Genomic DNA, 25,170 nt, shown 5'->3' on the forward strand with positions numbered 1-25,170 from the left:
CTACGGGATCTCCTGTTCGGCCCAGATGACCTTTCCTTCGGCCGTGTGACGAGCGCCCCAGCGATGGGAGAGCTGGGCCACCAGGAAAAGGCCACGGCCGCCTTCGTCCGTGCTCCGGGCGTGTCTGAGCCGCGGGGCGGTGCTGCTGGCGTCGGCGACCTCGCAGGTCAGCCGGGAGTCACGGAGCAGCCGCAGCCGGATGGGCGGTTCGGCGTAGCGAATCGCGTTGGTGACCAGTTCGCTCACGATCAGCTCCGTCGTCATGGTCAGTTCCCCGAGCCCCCATGCCTCGATGAGGCGCGTGGCCCGGGCCCGCATCTCGGAGACGGCGGCCGGGTCCACCGGCACCTCCCACGAGACGACATGGTCGTCTCCCAGGGTGTGCGTGCGTGCCAGGAGCAGGGCGATGTCATCGGGCTGAGGTACGGGCACGAGCTGCCGTACCACGTCCGAGCACAGCGCTTCGAGGTCCGGGTCCGACCGGGCGAGCAGTTCCCCGAGCTGCGCCATGCCGAGCTCCATGTCGTAGTGCGCTCCCTCGACGAGGCCGTCGGTGTAGAGACCGAGCAGGCTGTTCTCGGCGAGCTCGATCTCATGGGTCTCGAACGCCATGCCGCCGAGCCCGAGGGGAGGCCCGGCGGGCAGCTCCGGAAAGGAGACGTGCCCGTCCGGGGAGACGACGACGGGCGGTGGATGTCCGGCCCGGGCCATCGCGCAGCGCCGGGTGACGGGATCGTAGACGGCGTACAGGCAGGTCGCTCCGAGGAAGGATTCGCTCGTGCTCTGGTTGGCGTCCTGCTCGTGGGTCCTCTCCTCGCTCAGCCGCAGCACGAGGTCGTCGAGGTGCGCCAGCAGTTCGTCGGGAGGCATCTCCATGTCGGCGAGGGTCTGGACCGCGGTGCGCAGCCGACCCATCGTGGCCGCGGCGGTGATGCCATGGCCGACCACATCACCGACAACCAGCCCAACGCGGGCGCCGGACAGCGGGATGACGTCGAACCAGTCGCCGCCGACCCCGCCGGTCGGATCCGCCGGCAGGTAGGAGGAGGCCACCTCCAGCGCTGTCCCACCCGTCAGGGCGTGCGGGAGCAGACTGCGCTGAAGGGTGACGGCCGCCGTGTGTTCCCGGGTGTAGCGGCGGGCGTTGTCGACACACAGCGCCGCGCGTGCCACCACCTCGCGCGCCAGCAGGACGTCGTCGGGCTGGAACGAGACCGGATTGAGGGATCGTACGAACGTGGTGAGGCCGAGGGCGGTGTTGCGTGCCCGCATCGGAACGGAGATGAGGGTGTGCAGCCCGAACTGGCGGATGCTGGCCGCTCTCGCGGGCTCTTCGGCGATCCACTGGTCGTCGTCCGGGTCGAGGACCTGGATGAGGACCGGCTCTCCGTTGGTGAGCAGGTGCACGTCGTGCGGCGGAGGGAGGAAGTCCGCCCGGTCCCCGACCTGTGCCACGGCCTCCGGGCAGCCTTCCCGCACCGAGCTCATTCCGGCGCGCCGCATCAAAGGCTTGGCGGGTGCCGGTCCCGCGTCCGACAGCCACGCTCCGTGTCCCTCGCTGCTGAGGACGGATTCCAGGAGGTCGACTATGACGAAGTCCGCGAAGCGGGGAACGGCGAAGTCCGCGAGTTCCTGTGCCGTCCGCATGACGTCGAGGGTCCTGCCGATGGTGGTCCCGGCTTCGTTGACCAGCGACAGGAGCTGCCGGGCGTTCCATCGCTCGGTGATGTCCAGGACCATGTAACACACGCCGGTGTAGGAGTTGTCGATGCCGAGCAGCGGGAAGAAGGAGGTGGAGTAGGCGTGTTGGCGGTGCGGGTCGGCCCAACTCCATCCCAGGTACTCGTAGTCGATCACCGGTTCGCCGGTCGCCAGGACCTTGCGCATCAGTCCCTCGATGGTCTCCGCCTGCAGCCCCGGCAGCAGCTCGGTCAGCCGACGCCCGAGCCGTTGCCGACGGGGCACGCCGCCGAGGTGTTCCAGAGTGTCGTTCATCCAGACGTAGCGCAGTTGCAGATCCAGCACCGCCATGCCGACCGGCGAGCGGGTGAGGAACCCGTCGAGGAAGGACGGGCCCACCGTCCACTGCCGTCTCCGATCCCGTGCGGAGATCAGAAAGCACTCGCTCTCGCCGATCCGGAAGGACGCGGACACGCGCAGGTCCACGTCGATGCGGCGCCCGTCGCGGTGCCGTACGGGGATGAGGCCGCTCCAGCCCATTCCGGAGCGGCAACGCTCCACGATCCCTTTCACCCGCAGCGGGTCCCTGGGCAGCGCGAGCAGCGGCGCGGCGGGGGCACCGACCATCTCGGCCGCCGGGTACCCGAGGAGCGATTCGGCAGCCCGGGTCCAGCCCACCACCAGCCCGTCACCGGACAGCACGATCGCCGCGTCGGCGGACGCGTCGAAGGGATCGCCCGGTCCCTCGGACACGGACGCATCGGGATCTTCTCGCGCAGAATCCATGAAGTTCATCCTTTACAGGACCATGTTCCTGCTTGTCCGCCCGATGTGCACGGCCCGGCGGATGAACACCGGACACGGGCAGGCCGCACCGCCCCCGTGGCGTCGACGCGAATGCGTCAGCACCTCCCGCGGAACGGCTGAGCGCCGCGCTGCCGACCCGGTCGGCAGCGCGCGAGCAGCACCGCACAGCACCCTTCCGCTGGCCCGGAACATGCCAACGCACTGCTCTGGAGTGGGCAAGGCCGGGGGCAGGGCGCAGCATGGAAGGGCCGGGGTCGGCTCACAGGTGCGCGGCTACGGCGACGGAGCCCGGCACACCGCGCCGGCCGGTGGAGGAGGGCCAGGGATGAAAGCCGATTCCTTGCAGTCCGACAGCGAGGGCTATGAGCCCGGACCGTCCCGGCCGAACGGTCTGCTGGACGTGCTCAGTGTGGGCGCGATGGTCCTGGACGCCGACGGGCGCATCGTGTTCTGGACCCCACAGGCCGAGGAGCTCATCGGCTACTCGGCGGAGGAGGCTCTCGGCAAGTACGCGGCGCGCCTGATCATCCACCCCGAACACATGCAGTCCGTCACGAAGCTGTTCGCCGACGTGCTGGAGACGGGACGCAGTTGGGCCGGTGCCTTTCCCATCCGGCACAAAGACGGCAGCACCCGTCTGATGGAGTTCCGCAACATGCGGCTCCTGGACGACCTCGGAGACGTCTACGCCCTCGGCATCGCGGCCGACCACACCCTGCTGCAGCGCGTGGAGACCGATCTGGCCCTGTGCGAACAGCTGATCAACCAGTCCCCGATCGGTCTCGCCCTGATGGACCCCGACCTGCGCTATCTCATGGTCAATCCGGCGCTGGAACGGATCGACGGCATCCCCGCCGAGGATCACATCGGCCGTCATCTGCGGGAGACGCTGCCCTTCCCCGACGTGGACACCGTCGAGTCCGCGCTGCGTCAGGTGCTCACCACGGGTACACCGCTGCTCGACCAGTACCACGTGGGCCGCCCGCCGGTCGATCCCGAGCACGAGCACGCCTGGTCCCTGTCCTTCTACCGGCTGGAGGACGCGGGCGGGCGGGTCCTGGGCGCGGCCGCCTCGGTCGTCGACGTCACCGAACGCCATCGCGCGGCCGCCGAGGCCGACCGGGCCCGGCGTCGCCTCGCGCTCATCGCCAGCGCCTCCACGCGCGTCGGCACGACGCTGGAGGTGGAGCAGACCGCCCGCGAACTGGCCGAGATCGCCGCCCCCGAGCTGGCCGACGTGGTCGCCGTGGACGTCCTCGACTCCGTCCTTGCCTGTCGGCGCAAGCGCCGGCCGGACAACGGGCCGGAGCTCTTCCGCGCTCTCGCGCTCAAGGCGTCCCATCCCACTGTGGCGCTGCGCGCCGCCGACCCTCCCGGTGACCTCGCGGCGTACGAGGGTGACCGCATGGTGACCCTGTGCGTCCACACCGGCAGGCCGGTGCTGGTGCGGCACGTCGGCGAGCGCGATCTGCCGCGCATCGCCCGCGACGCCGAGGGCACCGCCCTGCTGGCACGGGCCGGTGTCCACTCGTATCTCGCCGTTCCGCTGATCGCGCACGGCGAGGTGCTGGGCGCCCTGGACCTCAAGCGCACCCGCAACCCGCTCCCCTTCGACGACGACGATGTCGTCCTGGCCACCGAGCTGGCCACCCGCGCCGCCGTCGCCATCGACAACGCGCGGTGGTTCCAGAGTGTGCGCAACACGGCCGTCACCCTCCAGCGCAGCCTGCTGCCCGAGCATCCACCGCACCTCACCGGCCTGGAGGTCGCTTCCCGCTACCAGCCCGCCCAGGCAACCAGCGAGGTCGGCGGCGACTGGTACGACGTCATCCCGCTGACCGACGACCGGACCGCCCTGGTCGTCGGCGACGTGATGGGCAACGGCATCGACGCCGCCGCCACCATGGGCAGGCTGCGCACCGCCACCTGCGCCTACGCCGACCTCGACCTCGATCCCGGCGACGTGCTCCAGCACCTCGACAAGATCACCTGCGACCTGGAGCACTACATCGTCACCTGTCTCTACGCCGTGTACGACCCCCACACGAACCAGTGCCGGATCGCCAACGCCGGACACATGCCGCCCGCCCTGGCCCGTCCCGGCGTCGCCCCCGTCCTGCTGGACCTTCCCCCGGGAGCCCCGCTCGGCGTGGGCGGAATCCCCTTCGAGACGACCACGATCGAACTCAACCCCGGTGACCTGCTCGTCCTCTACACGGACGGCCTGGTCGAGACCCGGCTGCAGCCCATCGACGACCGCCTGGACGTCCTCCTCAGCTACCTCGACGAACCCCTCCGGCCGCTTGAGGAGATCTGCGACCTTCTGCTGTACGGGCTGCGCAACTCCGACGACCACGACGACGTCGCCCTCCTGGTCGCCCGCGCGAAGTAGCCGTACGACGGCCGCCCCCCGGGCCGCTCCCTTCTACGGCTTCTTCGGGTCCTTGGAGCGACGGTGGGAGACCTGCTCGCGTGTGGTGCGCCACCGCGACCGGGTCTGTTCGACCACGCTGTCCCACTGGCGGCGGACCTCGTCGTCGGAGGCGCGGTCGCCCGCACGGATCCGGGTGAGTTCGTCGTGCATCTCGCGCCCCAGGGCCGCCGACGCGACGATGACGAACATCGCGGCGAAGAGCGCCGAGATCATCGCGAAGACGGCACCGACCGCTCCGTAGCGTGATGCGTAGGAGTTGAAGAGCCGCGGGAGGTAGACGGTCGCGCCCACCGAATAGAGCGCGGTCAGGACGGCCCCCGTGATGCCGAACGGCAGCAGGTCGCGCCAGGGGATCCGCTTCGCGGACAGGTCCCAGCCGCTCCAGACGAGGAAGGCGACCGTCACCGGAACCTCGCACACCGAAGCCACCAGCCCGAACTTGCTCCCCCCGAGGACCGCGTGGAGCCATCCGGTGACCGCCGCGTAGCCGCCGAGCCCGAGGATCCACCACAGGCCGTTCTTCGTGTTGCGGACGCTGAGCGGGGTCAGTTCCCATGTCTGTTCGAACAGTCGCTGCGTGGCGCGGGCGAAACTCAGCACGGAGATGATGAGGAACAGGCTTCCGAAGACACCCACACTCGCGCTGGTGCCCTCGGCGGGGGCGAGGAGTGACCTGACCGCCTCGGCGCCCTGTCCGGATAGGCCGTAGCGCTGGATGATCCGCTCGGCGGCGTCGTAGTCCGAGAAGCTGCTCAGCACGGCGCCGCAGAGAATCGTGAGCGGGATCAGTGCGGTGAGCGCGCTCGATGCCAGGGCCATCGAGCGGTCGAAGCCCACGATCTTCTGGAACCGGTTGATGACCCGCAACGCGAAGGCGGGACGCAGCCAGAACGTCAGCGTTCTGACGAGGCGCTCGCGATTGATCCCCGCCGTCCTGTCCTCCGTGTATTCGGGCCCGGTGTGGCGCTGCGAGCGTAACGGACGGTCCTCCGGGCAGCGAAGGACGACACGGGGCGGCTGACGCCGACCGGGCGGGCGCTTCTGATCCCGTCGCCCGGTCGGCCGTTTCCACGGGTAGCCGGCAGCGTTCCACGGCTTCCCGCACGCGCCGCCGGCCGCGCTCAACTGTCTTGGGACAGGGCGACTTCCGCCCATATCGTCTTCCCGCGGGCCTCCGGCCGGGTCCCCCACCGTCGGCTGACCTGCCACGTGAGGTAGAGGCCGCGGCCGCCCTCATCGACCTCTTCGGCGTGCCGAAGGTGCGGCGCGGTGCTGCTGTCGTCGGTCACCTCGCAGACGATGACGGGGCCTTCCAGGATGAGACGCACTTCGATGGGGCCCTCCGAGTACCGGACGGCGTTGGTGACGAGTTCACTGATCACCAGGGTGACGGTGAAGGCGTGCTGCTCCAGGCCCCAGGCGGCCAGTGCGCGCTCGGCTCGGCCGCGCGCCTCGGCAACGGCCGTGGGGTGGTTGGGCAGCGTCCACGAGGCGACCCGATCCGGTCCCAGGGCGCGGGTACGGGCCAGCAACAGGACGGCGTCGTTCTCCGCGTGTTCCGGCGTCAGGCGGTAGAGCACCTCGTCACAGATCTCCTGCAGGGGCCTGTCGGCAGGCAGCAACGCACCCCGGATACGGACCAACTGCTCGTACGGGTCCTCCGAGACGGCACGCAGCATGGCGGTGTTGGACATCAGGAGGATGCTGTCCTCGGCGAGCTCGAACTCGGCCGTGCCGTACTTCGCCAGACCGCGGCCGAGCGCCGGCCCGGTGGGCACCACGGCGTACTCGACGGTCCCGTCGGGCAGGGCCACCACCGGAGGCGGATGCCCGGCACTCGCGACGGCGCAGCGACGGGTGATGGGGCTGTAGACGAGGTAGAGGCAGGTGGTGTCCTGGAGCGAGTCCTCAGCCGCGTCGTCAGGCAGCTCAGGCCGTTCTCCGCTGAGGCGGGTCACCAGGGCGTGCAGCCGTTCCAGGACCTCGTCGGGTGCCATGTCGAGGACCGCCAGCGCGCTGATGGCGGCCCTCACCTCGCCCATGGTGGCGGCGGCCCGCAGTCCCCGGCCCGCCGTGTCGCCCGTCACCAGGGCCACCCGAGCTCCGGACAGCGGGATGACGTCGAACCAGTCTCCGCCGGCGCCCAGCGGGCAGTAGCTGTAGGCGGTCTCCACCGCGGTGTGGCCGACGACCCGGGCCGGTCGCAGACTGAGCTGGAGGATGCGGGCGGCTGATCGCTCCCTGCTGTACAGCCGGGCGTTGTCCAGGCACAGGGCCACGCGATCGGCGAGTTCGGCCGCCAGAGCGAGTTCGCCGTCGTCGAAGGCCTGCGGGGTGCGATTCCGGTAGCAGTGCGCCACCCCGACCACGGAGCCGCGGGCCTCCAGCGGCAGCACGAGCAGCGAATGCGCCCCCGCTTCGATCATGCGGCGCCCGCGCACCGGTTCCCGCGCCAGCCAGCCGGCGTCCGCGCTCAAGTGCGGGACGATGCGCGGCCGAAGGTCGGACAGACACTGGGCGAAGGGAGTCGCCGAGGACAGGCCGATCACTTCGCCGATGGAGGGAAGGGTCCGCTCAGCCTCCGGGTCGACGGAACGACGGCCCGTGCACCGCAGAGCCCCGTACTCCATGACGGTGCCCTGCGGGGAGACCTCTCCCCGCAGGACGGAGTCCAGAACTTCGACCACCACCGTGTCGGCCAACGCGGGCACGGTCTCGTCGGCGAACTCCTGCGCCGTACGGAAGATGTCCAGCGTCGTGCCGATGCGCCCGCTCGCTCGCTCCAGCAGGGCCAGGCGTGTCCGCGCCCGTTGCCGCTCGGTGATGTCCACGACCGCGGTCGCCAGCCCCAGAACGCCGCCGGCCGCGTCCTCCAGCCGGAAGCAGGAGACGGACAGCACGAGCTCCGGCGCGTCGGGACTCAGATGGCCCCGCACCTCCACATCCAGAGCCGGCACACCGGTCTCCAGCACGTCGAGCATCGTCGCCTCGTAGGCCCCGGTGTAGAAATCACCGGCCCACTCCCTCGGGTGACGGCCTAGTGCCTCCTCCAGGGCGAAGGCCCGGACAAAGCGGGCCGCCGTGTTGAACCGAACCAGTCGCAGCTGTGGGTCCAGGACGTGGAGGCCTACGGGCGACTCGGAGAAGAGCGCCCCGAGCACGGCGTCGTCCAGCTCCGACCTCGGTCGGCCATGTCCGCCCAGCGATGCATCCATGCCACTTCCGTAGACCGTTACCGCCCATACAATCCGACTTGCCCGGGTTCCACCATATTCGCTCATCGGCACCGCGCGACCGGAGTACCGGCCGCACAGGCGTTCCCCCGCGTCTACGGCTGCGCTTGAGCCGGCGCCGGGACGCTCCAGTAGGGCGTCAGCGTCAGGCGGAGGGGCGCTTGAAGCGGCGCTGTGCCGACCGCCCGGTGGGGGCCGAGGGCCGGACCAGCGGCGGGGGGCGGAGGGTCAGCCGAGCGTCCACTTCTGGTTGGCCGATCCGCCGCAGGTCCAGATCTGCAGACGGGTGCCGTCGGCCGAGGAGTTGTCCTTGGCGTCGAGACACTTGTCCGCGCCGGTGTTCGTCAGATCGCCGGCGGAGGTGAGGGTCCACTGCTGCGCCTTCGTGCCGTTGCAGCCGTAGAGCTGGACCGGGGCCCGTTCTCGGTGGAGGCGGCGCTTACGTCGAGGCACTTGTCCAGGGCTCGTACGGTGCCGTCGCCGCCCACGGTCCACTTCTGGGCGTCGGCCCCGCTGCAGCCGTGGAGCTGGATCGGCGTCTCGTCGGCACCGGACGCGCCTGCCACGTCGACGCACATGCCGCCGATGCCCTTGATGGCGCCGGTCCCGGTGGTGGGCCGGGCGGAGTCCGCGGCGGAGACACGCACGTAGTCGACGGTCATGCTCTGCGGGAAGGAGGTGCCGGAATCCGGGCTGCCGGGCCAGTCACCGCCGACCGCGAGGTTCAGGACGACGAAGAACGGGTGGTCGTAGACCCACTTGTTGCCGTTCACGTCGGACGGTGTGCGGGGCTTAAGAAGGAGCGCTCCGCTTTCGGAGTGCGGTCCGCCCGGTCTGTAGTGGATCCGTCCGATCCGCCACCGCCACCGGGTTCAGCTCCCGTTCGGCAGCCGATCGCCGCCTTCCGCCCCGGACCAGCGGTACACGAACGTCGGGAAGTCCTCCCCCGTCGCTCGCCTCCAGGCCGGTACGACCGTGTCGCGGTGCTCCGCGCGGGCATGGGCGAAGGCGGCGACACAGCGGGCGTGGACGGACGTCTGGTCGGTGCGGCGGGTGAGAGCCAGCAGGGAGCACAACGCGGCGACCGCGGCGTCGGAACGACCCTCGGTCAGATGGGCGCCGGCGGCCTCGTCGAGCGCGAGGGCGAGGCCGGAACGAGTGGCGGCGAGGGCTGAGGTCTGGTGGTTCGCTCCGGGACCCGTCGACTCGCCGTCCAGGATGGACTCCGACTCCTCGTAACAGGCGACAGCCGCCGCGTGGTCGCCGCTGCGGCGAAGGGCCCGGCCCAGCACACGGAGCCGGCGCGCCGTCAGGGCGTGGTAGGTCTGCCAATCGGACTCGGCCAGGTGCCGCGTGAGGGCGACCGCTTCCCGGGCGTCCCTGACCGCACCGTCGAGGTCTCCGTCACCCTGTCGAAACAGGCTCAGGTCGGACAGCGCGCGGGCGAGTTCCGGCTCGTGCACGGCGGGGTCGAGGCCCCCGGCACGCCGGTACGCGGCCACGGCGCGCTCCCTCGCCCCCACGGCCGCGCGACGGTCACCCGTCGCCTCATGGCAGTCGGCCAACCGCTCAAGGCCGGCGGCGAGGAGAGGGTCGTGGACATCCGGTCGCTCGGCGGCGAGGGCGGCGCGCAGGTCCGCCACTTCCCGGCGCGCGGTCAACTCCGCCGCATGTTCCTCCAGTTCACCGAGCTGGTCGCCGAGGCATTCGAGCGTCACGACCAGCCACGGCTCCCCCGCCGCCCGGTCCCGGCCTGTCAGGGCCCGGGCCTCGGCGACGGCTTCCTCCGCGGCCGTCCGCGCCGCGGGCAGATCGCCGGTGACCGCCAGGCAACCGGCCAGATCCGCGAAAAGTCGTACGCGCAAGGGCCGTACGTAGTCCGGCAAGGCCCACACCATGATCGGGTCGACAGCGTCCCGCGCCTCCCGGCCGACGGACAGCGCCTCTGCATACCGGCCCAACGACCGCAATCCGGCGACCAGTTCACTCAGGACGCGCGCCCGCACCAGCGTCACGCGCCCCAACTCCCGTACCGACATGGCCCGCAGCAGTCCGGCGCACTCCTCGTAGACGGCCACGGACTCCTCCGTGCGATCCAGGGCCTGCAGCACCAGCGCGTACGTGCGCAACGCGCCCGGCAATCCGCCGAGAGCCCGCTCCCTGCGCGTGGGGAGGAGACGACGGTACGCGGCCACACACTCCCCCGTCGAGCCCAGCGCTTCGTCCAGCCGCGCCAGATCGAACTGCGCCTGCGCCCGAAGGTGCAGGAGGTGCGCCCGCTGCGCCGGCGACCACCGCGCGCCCGGTACGGCGAGTGACGCGTCCATCGACGTGCACGCCTGATCGGAGCGGCCGACGAGGAGCAGCGCCGAGGCGTGCTGGGTCAAGTTGCGGGCCAGAAGGTCCCGGTCCCGGGGACGCACATCCCCTGCCTCGACCAGCGCCCGGTACACGGCCACCGCCTCCTCGGCCCAGGCCAGTCGGTGGGTCGGCGATGCCGGCCGCAACAGCACCCAGTCGGGGGCGAGGCAGCGCGTCAGCGCGGCGCCGTGCAGCCGCCGCCCCGGACGAGGACTCAGCCGGGCCGCCGCCCGCGACAACGGCAGCAGTGCGCGCACCAGCCCCATCAGCGCCTCCCCTCCGGGATCGTCAACCAGAGGACGATCGAGCGCCCTTGGTGGTTGCGCGGCATCTCGGACGCGGACTCGGGGCGCGTGCGCTCGGCTGCTCCCCGCACGCCCTTGCCTCGGCCCCGCCTTGGCCTTCCGTCCGGACGAATACGTACGGACGCTGTCGCCCCATCGGTCGCCGGGAGTGGGCGACGCGATAACTCGGGGCGACAGCCTCCGTGTCCGGACTACCTTTCCGGACTTCGTGTCGGGGCTACCTGTCCGGACTACGTGTCGGCGCTACTTCAGGCCGTAGGCGCGGATCACCTCCTGGGTGATGCGGTTGCCCGGGTCGTCCCAGCCCTCGGCCATCAGCGACACATAACCGTGGTGCGGGGCGTCATAACAGGCGCTCCAGGAACGGGACTTGCCGCTCGTCCGGGCCGGAGTCCAGGTCGCACCGTCGTCGTACGACACCGACAGCGGCGAGGAGGTACGTAGGAGGTCACGGGGCGCTTTCTATCCGCCGTGACCTGCGGAAGGAACAGCGGACGGTGGCACGAAAACGCCAGTCTCACATGCGCCAGAACAACGAACTCCCCATAAAAGCAGGGGAGTTGCCATATCAACACCATCTGCGGCGCCTCGCGATACGGCGCCCCGAAGGCCCCTATGGCGTGACATCACGAACATCCGGCACACATGGCCGCACACATGGCCGCCCCGTGGCCGCACACATGGGGGATCACGAACCCGTAGGAGCGGCGCTCGGCCCCGAGGCCGCGGGAGTCGTGCTCACCGTGCCGGCCGGGCCGGGCTGCGGGGTCTCCGCGGAGCTGCTGTCGGGCGAGAACCACGCCACGCCCACGAGCACCGCCAGGAGAAAGACCAACGCACCGGCGGCCGCGCCCACCGCTCTCGGCCGATCGGTCAGGAGCTCGCCGACTCCCGGACGCCGACGGCGGCGCGACCGGTGGCCACCGGAGGTGTCCCGCACCACCGACGGCAGGGCGTACGTGGTCGCGGGGCCGGCGGCTCTCAGGTCCTGCCGATGGCGCCCCGGCTCCGGCACCGCGGCCGGGAGCGGCTCGGGACGCCCCTGCCAGGCGCCCGTTCCGTACCAGGCGGCTGCCTGAGGTGCGGTCGGCCTGTCGTCGGGCTGCTTCGCCAGAAGGCCGAGCAGGTAGTTCTCGAAGGCGGGCGGCAGGTCGACGCCGAGCTCCCGGGGCGGCGTGGGGGCGGTGTCCAGGTGGTGGTGGAGGACCGCGACGGGGCTGCCGGCCTGGAACGGCGGTCGGCCGGTGAGGAGTTGGTAGAGGACGCAGCCGAGGGAGTACATGTCGGACGGCGGCCCGGCGGTCTTGCCCAGGGCCCGCTCGGGAGCCAGATACAGGCTTGTGCCGACGATCTGCCCGGTCGCGGTGAGGCCACCCGCCGGATCGTCCAGGAAGCGGGCGATCCCGAAGTCACCGATCTTGAGGCTTCCTTCGGCGTCCAGGAGCAGGTTTCCCGGCTTGATGTCCCGGTGCACGATGCCTTGCTGATGAGCGGCGGCGAGTCCCGCGGCGGCCTGAGCCGCGATCCGTGCGACCCGCTCGGCGGAGAGCGTCCCGGCGGTGGCCAGGACATGGGCGAGACTGTCGCCGTCGACAAGCTCCATCACGAGGAAGAGCCGGTTCTCGTACGCCCCGAAGTCCAGGACGCCCACCACGTGGGGATGGTTCAGCAGGCCCGCGGTCTGCGCCTCCAGGCGGAACCGGGCGGCGGCGGTCGGGTCGGCGTCCTGGGAGAGGAGCAGCTTGACGGCCACGGACCGGCCGATCATCTCGTCGTACGCCCGCCACACCTCCCCCATCGCGCCCCGCCCGAGAGTGGTCTGCAGCCGATACCGCCCCGCTATCAGCACTTGTGCTTCATCCTCACGCCGTTGAGATTCGTCGATCGCCACGGGTCAATGCCCTACCGAGCAGGAGTGATCATCGGGGCGCCGCAGCAGGTTGAGCCTACTGCCAACACGACGGTGATCAGACGCTGTTCACCCTCGGCCTCAAGATCACGGAGAACCGGTCGGAGTGCCACCGGACATTGACCGAAAGTGACACCGAAGGTCCGTCCCGGACTCTCCGACGAGGGCGTACGGAAGCGGACAGGATGGAGGTTCGCGGGCCGCCGCCGCGACTCCAGCGAAGCGGGCTCCCGATCCATTCCGAACCGGCCTCCGGGGCGATTCCGAAAGAACCTCCGCGCCCCCGGACGCAGGCCGAGAGAGCGGCCACGCATTGGTATGGACCTGACAACGGTCACCCACTACCCTCGTTCACGCACCTCTGAGAGCGCTCTCTCCTGCCCTTCGCCCCACTCACCGACCATCGGATCGACGAAAGGCAACTCCCTTGAGACGCACCACAGTTCTGCGTGCCGCCGTGTCCGCCGGCCTGCTCATCAGCGTCGCGACCCTCGGACTCACCCAGGCCGCGGCCGACGAAGCCCCCCTCTCCCCCGCCTCGGCATCCCGGGAACCCGCCTCCTCGGCGCTGATCACGGCCATGCAGCACGACCTCGGACTCACCAAGCAGCAGGCGACCGTCAGGCTCGCCGACGAGACAGCGGCACGCGGCGTCGAGCGCACCGCCCGGCGCGCGGCCGGTACCTCGTACGGGGGCTCCTGGTTCGACGCGAAGAGCGGCCGAATCGTCGTGGCCCTCACCGGGGCCGGATCGCGCGAAGCCGTGGAGGCGACCGGCGCCCGGGTCACCCGCGTCAAGCACAGCCAGCGGCAGCTCGACGCCACCATGGCACGCATCGACGCGCTCGACGCACCGGCCGGCGTGGGCAGTTGGCACGTCGACCCCAAGTCCAGCTCGGTCGTCATCAACGTGGTCTCCACGCACAGGAATGACAACGATGTCCGGGACTTCGTGACCCGGGCCCGCGCATCCGGTCCCGTCAGCCTGCAGCAAACGGACAAGGCGCCCAGCACCTTGGCGGCGGGCACGGTGGGCGGCGACCCCTACTACACCGGCAACGTCCGCTGCTCCATAGGCTTCTCCGTGTACGGCGGCTTCGTCACGGCGGGCCACTGCGGTCGGCCGAGCGCCGGCGTCAGCGGCTGGGACGGCAGCTACATCGGCAACTTCCAGGGCTCGTCGTTCCCGGACAACGACTACGCCTGGGTCAACGTGGGCAGCGGCTGGTGGACGGTTCCCGTCGTCCTCGGCTGGGGCACCGTCTCCGACCAGCTCGTCCGGGGATCGGGCGAGGCCCCCATCGGAGCGTCGATCTGCCGCTCCGGCTCGACCTCCCACTGGCACTGCGGCAACGTCCTCGCGAAGAACGAGACCGTCAACTACAGCCAGGGCGCGGTGCACCAGATGACCAAGACGAGCGTCTGCGCCGAACCCGGCGACTCGGGCGGCTCGTTCATCAGCGGCGACCAGGCCCAGGGCGTCACCTCCGGGGGCTGGGGCAACTGCAGCAGCGGAGGCGAGACCTGGTACCAGCCGGTGAACGAGATCCTCAACCGCTACGGGCTCACACTCCACACCGCGTGACCCGACGGCACCGGCCCGCCGGCCAAGAGGAACGGTGCGGCGGCGAGGTGCCCGAGGACCGGGCAAGACGAAGGCCCGCCACCGGGGGTGGCGGGCCTTCGCACGGACCAGCCGCCGTGGTGGAGTGCCCGCCGGGAGCACCCTGTCCACGGGGGCGCGCCCGCGTCGCCGGGGCGGCGGCCGCCGTGCACGATGGGAACGTACCCTCCGCAGATTCGGAAAGGCTCCCCCGTGATCAGCATCCCGGCCCACACGGCCAACGACGGTACGAAGATCCCGGCCGTCGGCCTGGGCACCTGGCCGATGGACGACGCACAGGCCGAGGAAGCCGTGAGCCAGGCCCTCGGCATCGGCTACCGGCTCATCGACACGGCGACCAACTACCGCAACGAGACAGGCACCGGACGAGGTGTCGCGCGCGCCGGCGTGCCGCGCGAGGAGCTCGTCGTCACCACCAAACTGCCGGGCAGGCATCACGGTTACGACGAGACCCTGGCCTCCTTCGAGGAGTCCCGCAGCCGTCTCGGACTCTCCTACGTCGACCTCTACCTCATCCACTGGCCCCTGCCGCGTGTGGACAAGTACGTGGACTCCTGGAAGGCGATGATCAAGCTCCGTGACGACGGCCTGGTGCGTTCGATCGGCGTCTCGAACTTCACCGCCGACCATCTAACCCGGCTGGAGGCGGAGACCGGAGTCCTGCCTTCGGTGAACCAGATCGAGCTCCATCCCTACTTTCCCCAGGACGAGTTGCGCGCCTTCCACGCCGACAAGGGCGTCATCACGGAGAGCTGGAGTCCCCTGGGCCGTGGCAGCAGCCTCCTGGGCGATCCGGCGCTCGGGAAGATCGCCGAGACGCACGGCGTGACGCCCGGCCAGATCGTGCTGCGCTGGCACACCCAGCTCGGCGCGGTCCCCATCCCCAAGTCCGCCGACGCCAGGCGGCAGCGCGAGAACCTCGACCTCTTCGGATTCGAGCTGACTCCCGCCGAGATGGCCGCCGTCCGCGACCGTCCGCGGCGGCGCCTCGGCGGTGACCCGACCACGCACGAGGAGTTCTGAGGGGTCGAGGCGGGCGCGTCAGGCCTCCGCGCCGGAACACCGGCGCGGAGGTGTCCTTCCGGTCCCTCGACAGCCCGCCTGCGACATCGCTCTCACGGCGTCGCTTCAGGTTCCCGCCCCCAGCGGCACCGTCGCCGTTCACCGCGCGTGGGCACCCATCCGGCATGCGATGCCCACGCTTTCCCGCCGTCGTCCAGCGTCGTACGGCACCCGCTCGCACGCCTCGCGCACCCGGCGCCGTGTTCGCCGTCCATCTGGAGCTGGTCACTCTCCTCGAAGACCGCGCCGTGATCACCTGGCACACCGGGACACCGACCGCCGAGGGGCGCGGTCCGCTGCTCCCGGCCGTGACCGAGGGCGAAGTCCTCTACGGGACCCATCCCGCCCGGCTGAACCGCACCGCCTCCGAAGGCCGCCACACCGCCCACCACACGGTGGAGTTGACCGATCTGGAACCCGGCCAGACCTACTACTACCGAGCACACTCACGGGGTTCGGCGGCCACGCCCACGCCGCTGCCCCTGGTGCGCGGCAACGCGGTGGGGACCTCCCCGCACGGAACCGGCTCGCGCGGCGGCCCCTACTGCTTCACCACGCCTGAACCGCCACCGGGCCGCCATCTGGTGTCGATCGCGCTCTGCAACGACCTGCACCTCGGGGAGACCACCGCCGGTCTGGTGGCCGGAGTGCCACTGCTGCGCGGCGTCTCACAGGAGCACGGCCTCGCCCCGTATCCGAAGATCATGGCCCGGGCCCTGGTCGACGAGGCACGTCGGCGCGGCGCCGACCATCTGCTGGCCGCGGGGGACATATCCGCCGGTGGCGCACCTCGCGATCTGCTGGAGGCCAAACGGATCCTCGACCGCTTCGGCACCCATGGACAGGACTACTTCGTCGTACGGGGAAACCACGACCGGCCCGGGGACCGTCACCCCGGAGAGTCCGGCGGCGACAGTTTCCGGCACGGCTTCTTCGGCGCCGACCGTCCCGCGTACTTCACCCACGATCTCGGCGGGCTGCGGATCGTCGGTCTCGACACCTATGACAAGCGTGGGCACGGCGGTGACGCCGGAGCGCTCTCGCCCGAGCAACTGGACTGGTTCCGGGCCCGGTTGAAGGAAGACAGGGAGCGGCCCACCGTGATCTTCGGGCATCATCCGCTGACGGTTCGCCACTCGGCCTTTCCGGTGACGAGCGGGCAGCGTCTCAACCGTCGCCAGGCCCGGAGCATCCTCGACGCCTACGCCATGGCACCCGGCGTCTTCCTCCACCACGCGGGGCACACCCACCGCAACAAGCACACCGTCCTTCCTCAGGCCCGGCATGTCACCCTGCAGGAGGTCGGCGCCGCGAAGGACTACCCGGGCGGCTTCGTTCTGCTGCGCGTCCACACGGGGGGTTACGCACTGAACTACTACCGGAGCAACAGCGAGCCGGCCAGGGAATGGAGTGAGCGGGGCAGACGGGTGGCGGCGGGCCTGTGGCCGCAGTACGCCTTCGGCCGGTCGGTCCGCGACCGCAACTGCGTCGCGGTGCGCGACCTGTCCGGTATCACCCCGCGCCTCCCGGCCGGCGCCGTCCGCGGCGCCGCCCCTGGCGCCGTCCAGGAGTAGCCCGTCGTACGCCGCCCCCCGCGTAGTCGTACGCCGCGTCCGGCAGGACGCGGTGGTGCGGTCCGCTCATTGCATGACTTCGGGTACCCATCGCGCTCCGCCCGGGTGCGGCGGGCCGCGCGGCGGGTCATCGTGGAGGGGCCTTGCGACCGATGGGGGAACTGCCATGCCGATGCTGCTGATCAAAGGCTCGTACAGGATCGTCGGGGCCAGCCCCGACGGCGACTCGGTCCGCTTCGTCCCGGACGATCCCGCGGAGTGGGACCTGCTGCACGGACGGAAGGTGCGCCGCAACCGGGCCGGCGGGGCCCAGCTCCGGCTGGACGGGATCGACACCCTGGAGACCCACTACCGCCCGCCGCACGGGCCGGAACTCCATCAGCCGGCCCCGTACGCCGGTCAGGCGGCGGACGCGCTGCTCGGCTGGCTGGGTTTCGAGGAGGTGGAGCGCGGCACCAATGGAATCGTCAAGCGGAGCGCGCCCGAATCCGTACCCGGCCACATCCTGACCCGCAGTGCGGACGTCCACGGACGCTGTGTGGCTCTCGCGGGCCGCGGGACGGACGCCCCGGGTGCAAGTGGCGGGCTCGTCACCGTCACCACCGAGCATCTCCGGCAGACCGCCAACCACCACCAGCTCACCGAAGGCCTGGCGTACCCCACCTTCTACCGCAACCTCTTCGTCGACCTCCGTCAGGAGCTGTCCGGTGCGGCCCGGCAGGCGCGTGAGGACGGGCGGGGGCTCTGGCCCGCCGACCAGACCCGGAGCGGGGCGAAGGTGGAGGGACGGTCCACGCTGACCGACTCCGCGGTGCTGTTGCCCAAGCTCTTCCGACGGCTGGCGGACTACCTCCAGCTCAACGACGGCGACCCGTCCCTGGACGGCTTCCGCGCCTATCTGGAGCAGCGCGAGGACCGGCTGCTGGTCCTCTCCGCCGGGCAGTGGACCGGCTTCGACACGGTCGTGGAGGTCACGAACGGCAACACCGTGCGGCTCAACCGTCCTTCGGAGGACCTCGTCTTCGACGAGAAGTAGGGGCTCGTACGGTCGCGCGGTCCCGTGTGCCCGTCCCACGCGCCGACCGGAGGCCCGGGACCGGACCTCATGGGTCCGGGTGCGGTCGGCGCGCGGGCAGGCGACGGTCTACGAGGGGTCGTGCACCGTGCCGGTGAACTCCGGCCCGTCGTGCGACTCACCGGTCCCGTCGTAGACGGTCAGACGCAGCCGTACCGTCTCCTCCGGCTCGGTCGCGGTGTCCGTGACGGTGGGGATGGTGATCTCGGCGCCCGTTTCGCCGGCCGGCACATTGACGAAGAGGCTGAGTCCCCTCAGCTGGGACAGTGGCCGTGACGGCAGGGGTCCCTCGCCGGAGTTCTCCCGCAGCCACTGGGGATCGACGTCGGTGGTGGACAGTTCGGCGCCGCCGGTGACCCGCAGGGCCTCGATGCCGGCCTGGACGTCCGCGTCGGACACCGCGGAGAGGGACACCCGCCAGGTCAGCGCCTGGCCCTCGGCGGCCCGGGCGGCGGCCGGGGTCACCGTGGTGGTGGGCGCCGGATCGTCGTTCTGCGCGAGGACACCACCACGGTGGGCACCGATCACCGCACCGTGGACCGCCTTCACGAAGACGTCGTGCGACAGGTCGTAGCCGAAGCGCGTGTTGCCCCGGACCTCGACCTTCACGTCGGGGCTGTGGCCGGGCCGCACGGTTATCTCGCGCGAGGTGGCCCGGCCCGTCTCCGGATCGGCGACGAACAGCCGGACCTTGCCGCTCCCGTGCCCGGAGACATTCACCGGCACGTGGTAGGTCCGGACGCCCGAGTCGCCCTCCTTGACGGTCAGTCGGCCGATGTCGACGCGCGGCAGGGCCGCGGCCCGGACGGCGGGGGTTCCGGCACGCCATCCCCACGAGTCGATGAGCCACGCCCGCCCGGAGCGGGTGCGCGGGACGAGTCCCAGGGCCGTCACGTGGTGCAGGTCGACCCTCGCGCGGGTGGCGGCGGTCAGGGGCACCCTGACCTCCTGGCCCCAGTGGGAGGCGGTGCGGTCGGTTCCGGGCAGCCCGTCGAGGTGGACCCGCCCCAGGGTCGCCCGGTGGCCGGACGTGTCGGTCAGGGTGACGTCGAGCTGGGTGTCCCTGGTGTTCGGCGGAACGATCAGGCGCAGCGCGAGGGCCTCGGCTCCGGCGACCGAGACCGGCCTCGCCGAGCGCACCCGGACCGTCGAGCCGGCGGCCGTCCACCTCAGTGCCACGGCGCGCCGGCCCGGCTCCTTCGATGCCTCCCAGTGGGCGAAGTGCGGCGAGACGCCGTGCGCGGCGGAGTTGAGGCAGGCCGCGGACTCGTCGTCGTCCACCTCCTGGCAGAGTCGGCCGCCGTCGACGGACACCGGTCCGTCGGGCAGGAACGCCGGAGTGCGGCGAGCGCCGACGGCGTGGGTGAGAACCCGCGCGGGGTCGGCGGAGGGCGCGCGGCGCCCCGAACCGTCGAGCAGCGGTCGTACGCGGTCGTCACCGGCGACGAACAGCCGCGCCGCGGCGGCGATGTAGGTCGCGCCGGCGGCCTGCTGCTGACGAGCCGTCAGCCTGGTCGCGGTACCCGGCGAGCAGACCCGGTCCCGCTCGTCCCCGGTCCAGAAGTCGTCGTCCGCCGGCGCCTTGGCCTGGCCCGGCGTCCACTCGGTGTTGAAGAAGTTGTGGTTGGCGCCGACCACGTAGACGGCGCTGTGCAGGGCGGCGCCGCGGCTGACACCGCGTGTCGCGTCCGCGTACATCTCGCCCTGGAGGTCGGACACGTCGCCGTCGCAGCCGGGCAGGATCGTCGCGGACGGTACGTCGGGCGTCGGGTTCTGCCCGAAGATGGTGGGTCCGATCAGTACGGTGCCCCGGATGTGCCAGCGCACCGGCCCTCGGTAGCCGTCCTGGTCGGCGGGGGCGCGGTACAGGCTGTCCATGGCTGCCCGGTTAACGCCCTCGCCGCCGCGGGAGTGGCCGACGAGCAGGACGCGCGACAGGTCGGCGGGCGACGCGCGTCGTACGATCGCGGGTGCGGAGGCCGGGTGCGCCACCCAGTCCGCCCAGCGGGCCAAGTGCTGCCGCACCAGGGACGATCGGGCCTGCGCGCCGCCGTCCTCCGCGGCGTAGTCCTGTCCGTTGACGCCGTTGGCGGAGATGGACACGGTGACGTATCCCTGCGAGGCCAGCAGCTTCTGGGCGCCGAGGTAGCCCTTGTGGCTCGGGATCGGTTTCGAGCCCGCGGGGCAGGGCCATTCGCCGCCGACCTCGTCGCCGTGGCCGGTGTAGCAGGTGGCGTGGCGGCCGTGCAGGAACAGTGCCAGCGGACGGTGTCCCGGGGCGTTCATGGGCGCGACCACCACCGCGCGCATCTCCACGGGCTGGGAGAAGCCGGGCAGGCGCACCGAGTTGAGCGCGTAGTCGCCGGTGGCCGTGCGATAGGTGCCCGGCTTCCCGGGGTCGACCGGGTTGGCGGGAAGCCGGGTCGAGGGCTGGGCCGCGAGTCCGGGCCCTTGCCCGGCGGGCCGGTCCTGTTCGGCGCCCGCCGCGTCCAGGCGCCGTCCGCCGACCCGTACTTGGAGGTCCGACGGATTCCCGAGCCGTGCCGCGCTCAGCGCGAGCCGGAAGGAGCGGCCGTCCTGGGTTCCGACGGGCCGGCCCAGGAAGCGGTCCCCGGCATAGAACGCGACGCCGGAATCGCTGATGGGCACCGGCCCGTCCGAGCGCCAGACCAGTTGTCGCGCCGCTCCCTCGCCGGTGACGCTCCACCCGGCGGGAAGCCCGCCGTCGGTGTCCGCGGCCGCTGCGAGCCCCGCGGATCTCGCGGAGCCGGCTGCGGCCTCCGGTATCTGGGCCGCTCCTGGCGATCCCGCTACCGCGGCGAGCAACACCGCGGCCACGACCCCTATGCGCCGGACACGAAACAAGGTTGTTCTCCTCCTGGTCGGCATACACCCCCGTCGCCCCGTCGGTCCCGAAGCGCACTCCCCGTCCCACGAGGACGGACTGCGAAGCCGAAGGGTTGCCTCATGTCACCGACGTATCACTGCCTCAACTCCCTTGCATCGAAGCGGAGTCGGGCCGTCCGGCGAGGCGAGGAGGTACACCGGCGAGAGGGGCGAAGTGGGGGGCCGACCTGGGTCACGCGTCCGGGCCGCCGTGCCCGGACGCGTGATCCGGGGCCGATCTCAGTCGTCCTCCGGACAGAAGAAGCTCCCGGAAGGTCCCCAGCGCGTCACCGCGGCCGCCTTCGCGGACACCGCTCCGCACGTCAGGTCGGTGATTTTGGTGCCGTCCTCGGTGATCTCCCGGATGTCGACCTCTTTGTACACCGGGTACTTGTGGCCCTTGCCGATGGTCATGATCCCCGACTCTCCGACGTAGTCGGTGACTCCGGTCGACTGGAGGAAGGTGACGACGGCGCTGGGGGTGAAGTGCGGGTCGGTGACCGAGATTTGGTTCATCACCTTGAAGAAGACCTTCACCGCGTCGTAGCCGGCGGCGGCGTCACTGTCGGAGGAGACGTCGAAGGATGTGCGGAAGTTCCTGACGAAGGGTCCGTCGGCGTCGGGCAGGCTGAACTGACTGTAGAAGAGGCTGAGCGAGCCGTACTCCTGCGGCATCATCTCCGGGTGCAGCACCAGATTGGGAGCGGCGCTCTCGGCGAGCACGGCGACGCGGCCCTGGTGCGTACGGCATTGCTTGTCGTCCTGGAGGTAGTAGAACAGGTCGTGCATGACGCTGGATCGGCCCGCGTAGAGGATGAAGCCGTCCGTCCTGCGGATCAGCGCGCAGATGCCGGCCGCCACGGAGGGTGTCTGACTGTTGTTGGAGGATTCGCCGTACGGCACCGGGTAGACCGGCCCCGCCGAACGGTAGGCGGCGGTGAACCGTGTCTTGAGGTCCGTGCTGAAGTACGCGTCGTGGGGGTCGAAGACCACGACGGCGGCGGGCGCGGTATGCCCCGGACCGATCTTCGTCAGGGCCGCCAGCCGGGGCGAGTGCCGGGCGAAGGAGGCCATGATGCGCGCCACACGTGCGTCCGGCGCCGAGAGCTGGAAGTACGACACCGGGGAGTCGCCCTCGACCATGGGCTGGCCCGAGACGCCGGTGCCGAGGACCGTGACGCCCTGGGCATCGAGTTCGATGGCTGCCTGAAGGGACTCCGGACGGCTCTGTGTGAGACCGATGACGCCGGCGATGTGGTCCCGGTGGATCCGGTCGACGATCATGCGGGCCACGTCCACACCACTGTGGTTCGTCGTGTTGAGTCCCCCGTGCGATCCGAACGCGAAGTACTCCCCCGCGTTGGCGACGAGCAGCCGGATCGGCATCTGGGACTTGAGGTTCAGGTCGTTCACCTGCTGCTGCGCGAGCAGCGCGCCACGCAGCATCTGGAATCCCGTGGGCACGGTGCGGCGTGAGGCGGAGCCGACGCTCAGCGGAGCGAAGAACACCAGGGTGCGATAGGGCTTGGTCCGGTCGACGCCCGCGTTCTGGCGGCCCAGCCGGGCTTCCAGTTCTCGCAGTTCGGGCGCGTACAGGCCATGGGCGAGCTCGCAGTTGTCGCTGCCGTCGGTGATCCCGACGCGTTCTCCCGTGCTGACGCGGGGACACCAGGTGTCGGTGGCGGGGGGGTTGGGGTCGGGTTCGGTACGGGAGTGGGTCTCGCCGGGCCTCACAACCTGGAAGAGTCCCGCGGCGACCACCGTCGTCACGGCCACGGCGGCCACCACCGGACGCAGCCAGTCGCCGGCGCGCCGGTCGCGGGAGCGCACGGTCCGTCGCACGACCGGCCGTTCGGCCGTCGCCCCGTTGTCGGGCACGCGTGACAGCGGCACCACACGCACCGCTTCGACCGGCTGCCCGGAAGCGCCCTCCGCCAGCAGCGACGCCACCGCCTGAGCCGTCGTGACGGTCGTGCCGTTCCCGCTGTGCCGCGTGCCGTGGAACGGGCCGCCGTGCCGGGGCAGACCGACGGCGTACGGGGGAAGGTCACCTGTGGCGGCGCCCAGCACGAGCAGCGGGCAGGTCCCGACGTCTTCGGAGACGGCGAAGAAGGAGTTCAGGAGTCTGCGGCTCGGGGAGCCGTCGCCGCCGACGGTCGGCAGCAGCAGGACGAAGGGCCATCGCCGCCGTGGCCTGCGCACACTCCACGCCGGCGGCCGGGCCGCCCTGGCCAGGTCGTGGATCAGCGCGGTCAGCAGGACCTGCCGGACCACCGCCTCGTCACGGGCCGCCACGGCGGACACCGCGGACATGGCCGCGGCGGCCGGCGCGTCCGCGTCGGCCGGTGCTTCCTGGCCGGCCCTGTCCTGGGCCCTGGAACGCAGATGGGCGTCGCGCAGGGACATCGCGGCGTTGAGGAAGCTGCGCCCCGGCTCGTCCAGCATCCCGCCGACCCACCGGAAGCGGGCACCTCGGTCGATCCGTACGCCGTACGACCACCGCCACAGCCAGGCCAGCGGCGTGGTCACCAGCTTGGTGATCGCGGACCACTGCTTGGCACCGAGTTCCTCGCCGAGGCGCGTGACCTCGGCGGCGAACCCGAACTTCCAGGCATACTTGTCGTAGATCGTGTCCCGCAGGGCCCGCCGTTCGTCCGTCACATCCCCTGGGACGACGTCGGCGCGCAGCACCGACAGGCAGGCGTCGAACTCGGTCAGCCGCAGGGTGCCGGAGCCGTCCGGCATGGTGACACGCAGCTGCCGCGCCACCCGGTCCAGCAGCCGTACGTGCGGGCCGTCCTGCCCCTCGCCGTCCTCGCCGGGGCGGTCGCACGCGAGGAGCTCCTCGTCGACCAGCGCATGCGGTGCGAGGCTGGCCAAGTGGCCCGTCTCACCGGTGCTGAGGCGTACCAGGCGGTGGTGGTAGACGTGCACCAGGGCCGAGAGTGCCGGATCCGGTTCGCCCCGCCCGGTGTCGTCCGTCGCGACGCCCGCCGGGCTGCCGCCCGCCGCGGCCGGATCGGCCGCTTGCTCGCGGGCGAACAACAGGGCGGGCAGCCGGTGTCGTGAGCTCTGCCGCCTGGGCGGGATGCCGGTGCGGCGGTCGACGACGTAGCGGTCGATCACTCGGACGATGTCGTCGAAACCGCAGGGCAGGACGAGATCGTGCTCGTCCGTCCGATGGGGTTGGGGCACGCGGGGCCTCCCGGATGCTGAGAAACAGGAGGCGAGCCTAGGAACGGCCGGACGGATTCAAGGCGGTTTGCCTCTAATAGGCGCTCATTGAGCGAATAAGGCCGCTTGCCTTCGGATCGGACGCGCCCGGACGGACAGGCGCCGGCGGTCACTTCCACCCGTACGCGTAGGCGGCCACCCAGGTGACGTCGAGTTCGGCGCTGCTGCCCGGCGCCGCGCCGGGGCCCTCGAGCGCGCTCTCGTTCTGCAGCACCCAGGAAAGGGGTGCCGAGGGAACCCCGCGGGTGTCCTCGCCCGTCTGGCGGCCGTCGACGAAGAAGCGCACCCGTCCGGGTGTCCATTCCGTCGAGACGGTGTGCCACTCGGTCCAGTCGTCGCCGCTCGGGAAGTAGCCCTGTTCGCCCCCTCCGCACGGATGGTGGAACGCGGTGAGGGTGCCGGTCCACTCTCCTTCGGGGTGGTCCATCTCGCAGCCGCCGCCGTAGTGCAGCCATGCGGACTTGTATCCGGGAGCCACCTTCGTCACCTTGATACGAGCGCTGTACTTGCCGTACGCCATCTGCATCACCGCACGCGGTACGAGCGCCGCAGCGTGCACGGGTCCTCCGTCTTCGGGGCGCCACATGCGGATGCGCATCACCCCGTCGCCGTTCTCGCCGGGACCGACGCTCACCGTGTCCTCGGGGTGGTACGCGCCGGCGACGGCACGGCCGCGGTCGTTCGCCGTGTCCCGCCAACCGGTGGGATACGCCCACCAGTTGTCGCGGTACGTGCCGCTCAGTCCGCCGCAGTAGGCGCCCGACGTGTCGACGTGGTGGTCGCAGTCGCTGAACGAACCCAGCGGCACCTGGTCGCCGTTGAAGTCCTCCGCGAGGACCTGCCAGAACGGCCCGCAGTCACCGCGGGGCAGGACGGTGCTCGTGCTGCGGCAGGCATCCGCCGAGCGGGGTGCTCCGTCGGCGCGGGGAACCCAGAACAGGGCGCCGGCCAAGAGGACAAGAGCGAGAGGCATGAGCAGAGCGCGG

General features: G+C 71.1%; 14 protein-coding genes and 1 pseudogene. 5 read left to right on the forward strand and 10 right to left on the reverse strand.

Annotated elements, in window-relative coordinates; all coding sequences use genetic code 11:
- The gene (locus tag ABZX90_RS25235; RefSeq protein WP_351129610.1) at window positions 1–2,466 is read right to left on the reverse strand and encodes a SpoIIE family protein phosphatase; all 2,466 of its coding nucleotides are present in this window, start codon (window positions 2,464–2,466) and stop codon (window positions 1–3) included.
- Window positions 2,467–2,812: 346 nt separating this feature from the next.
- Here ABZX90_RS25235 and ABZX90_RS25240 point away from each other — a divergent pair, with 346 nt between their 5' ends.
- A complete protein-coding gene (locus tag ABZX90_RS25240; RefSeq protein ID WP_351129607.1) occupies window positions 2,813–4,879 on the forward strand; it encodes a SpoIIE family protein phosphatase in 2,067 nt (688 codons plus the stop codon).
- A 33-nt stretch (window positions 4,880–4,912) separates the two neighbouring features.
- On the opposite strand, the gene ABZX90_RS25245 is transcribed toward ABZX90_RS25240, so the two are convergent.
- From ABZX90_RS25245 to ABZX90_RS25270, 6 genes and pseudogenes are all read right to left on the reverse strand, one after another.
- Window positions 4,913–5,788, reverse strand: a complete 876-nt coding sequence (locus tag ABZX90_RS25245) for a YhjD/YihY/BrkB family envelope integrity protein (RefSeq protein ID WP_351129605.1) — start codon at window positions 5,786–5,788, stop codon at window positions 4,913–4,915.
- Window positions 5,789–6,042: 254 nt separating this feature from the next.
- Entirely contained in the window at window positions 6,043–8,136 is a 2,094-nt protein-coding gene (locus ABZX90_RS25250; protein WP_351129603.1) for a SpoIIE family protein phosphatase, read from the reverse strand.
- A gap of 246 nt (window positions 8,137–8,382) precedes the next feature.
- Window positions 8,383–8,942 (reverse strand): annotated as a pseudogene (locus tag ABZX90_RS25255) (ricin-type beta-trefoil lectin domain protein); the annotation flags it as partial.
- Window positions 8,943–9,026: 84 nt separating this feature from the next.
- On the reverse strand, window positions 9,027–10,781 hold the full coding sequence (locus tag ABZX90_RS25260; protein ID WP_355208267.1) for a tetratricopeptide repeat protein: 1,755 nt from the start codon (window positions 10,779–10,781) through the stop codon (window positions 9,027–9,029).
- 282 nt (window positions 10,782–11,063) lie between these two features.
- On the reverse strand, window positions 11,064–11,240 hold the full coding sequence (locus ABZX90_RS25265) for a hypothetical protein (protein ID WP_355208270.1): 177 nt from the start codon (window positions 11,238–11,240) through the stop codon (window positions 11,064–11,066).
- A gap of 268 nt (window positions 11,241–11,508) precedes the next feature.
- Window positions 11,509–12,669: a serine/threonine-protein kinase gene (locus ABZX90_RS25270; RefSeq protein ID WP_355208273.1), complete on the reverse strand. Its 1,161-nt coding sequence runs from the start codon at window positions 12,667–12,669 to the stop codon at window positions 11,509–11,511.
- 487 nt (window positions 12,670–13,156) lie between these two features.
- Between ABZX90_RS25270 and ABZX90_RS25275 the strand changes: the two genes are divergently transcribed.
- From ABZX90_RS25275 to ABZX90_RS25290, 4 genes are all read left to right on the forward strand, one after another.
- Entirely contained in the window at window positions 13,157–14,314 is a 1,158-nt protein-coding gene (locus tag ABZX90_RS25275; protein ID WP_355208276.1) for a S1 family peptidase, read from the forward strand.
- A gap of 231 nt (window positions 14,315–14,545) precedes the next feature.
- A complete protein-coding gene (locus tag ABZX90_RS25280; RefSeq protein WP_355208279.1) occupies window positions 14,546–15,376 on the forward strand; it encodes an aldo/keto reductase in 831 nt (276 codons plus the stop codon).
- 164 nt (window positions 15,377–15,540) lie between these two features.
- Window positions 15,541–16,989: a metallophosphoesterase family protein gene (locus ABZX90_RS25285; protein ID WP_355208282.1), complete on the forward strand. Its 1,449-nt coding sequence runs from the start codon at window positions 15,541–15,543 to the stop codon at window positions 16,987–16,989.
- Between the two features lie 166 nt (window positions 16,990–17,155).
- Window positions 17,156–18,025 (forward strand): nuclease, encoded by an 870-nt coding sequence (locus ABZX90_RS25290; protein ID WP_355208285.1) that lies wholly within the window; start codon window positions 17,156–17,158, stop codon window positions 18,023–18,025.
- 108 nt (window positions 18,026–18,133) lie between these two features.
- Here the strand turns inward: ABZX90_RS25290 and ABZX90_RS25295 are convergent, their stop codons facing one another.
- From ABZX90_RS25295 to ABZX90_RS25305, 3 genes are all read right to left on the reverse strand, one after another.
- Window positions 18,134–20,929 (reverse strand): hypothetical protein, encoded by a 2,796-nt coding sequence (locus ABZX90_RS25295; protein ID WP_355208288.1) that lies wholly within the window; start codon window positions 20,927–20,929, stop codon window positions 18,134–18,136.
- 261 nt (window positions 20,930–21,190) lie between these two features.
- A complete protein-coding gene (locus tag ABZX90_RS25300; RefSeq protein ID WP_355208291.1) occupies window positions 21,191–24,145 on the reverse strand; it encodes a hypothetical protein in 2,955 nt (984 codons plus the stop codon).
- Window positions 24,146–24,293: 148 nt separating this feature from the next.
- Window positions 24,294–25,157, reverse strand: a complete 864-nt coding sequence (locus tag ABZX90_RS25305) for a glycoside hydrolase family 16 protein (protein WP_355208294.1) — start codon at window positions 25,155–25,157, stop codon at window positions 24,294–24,296.
- Window positions 25,158–25,170: the final 13 nt, after the last annotated feature.

Source organism: Streptomyces sp. NPDC002935 (assembly GCF_040611295.1).
In the GTDB taxonomy this organism is placed as follows: Bacteria; Actinomycetota; Actinomycetes; order Streptomycetales; family Streptomycetaceae; genus Streptomyces.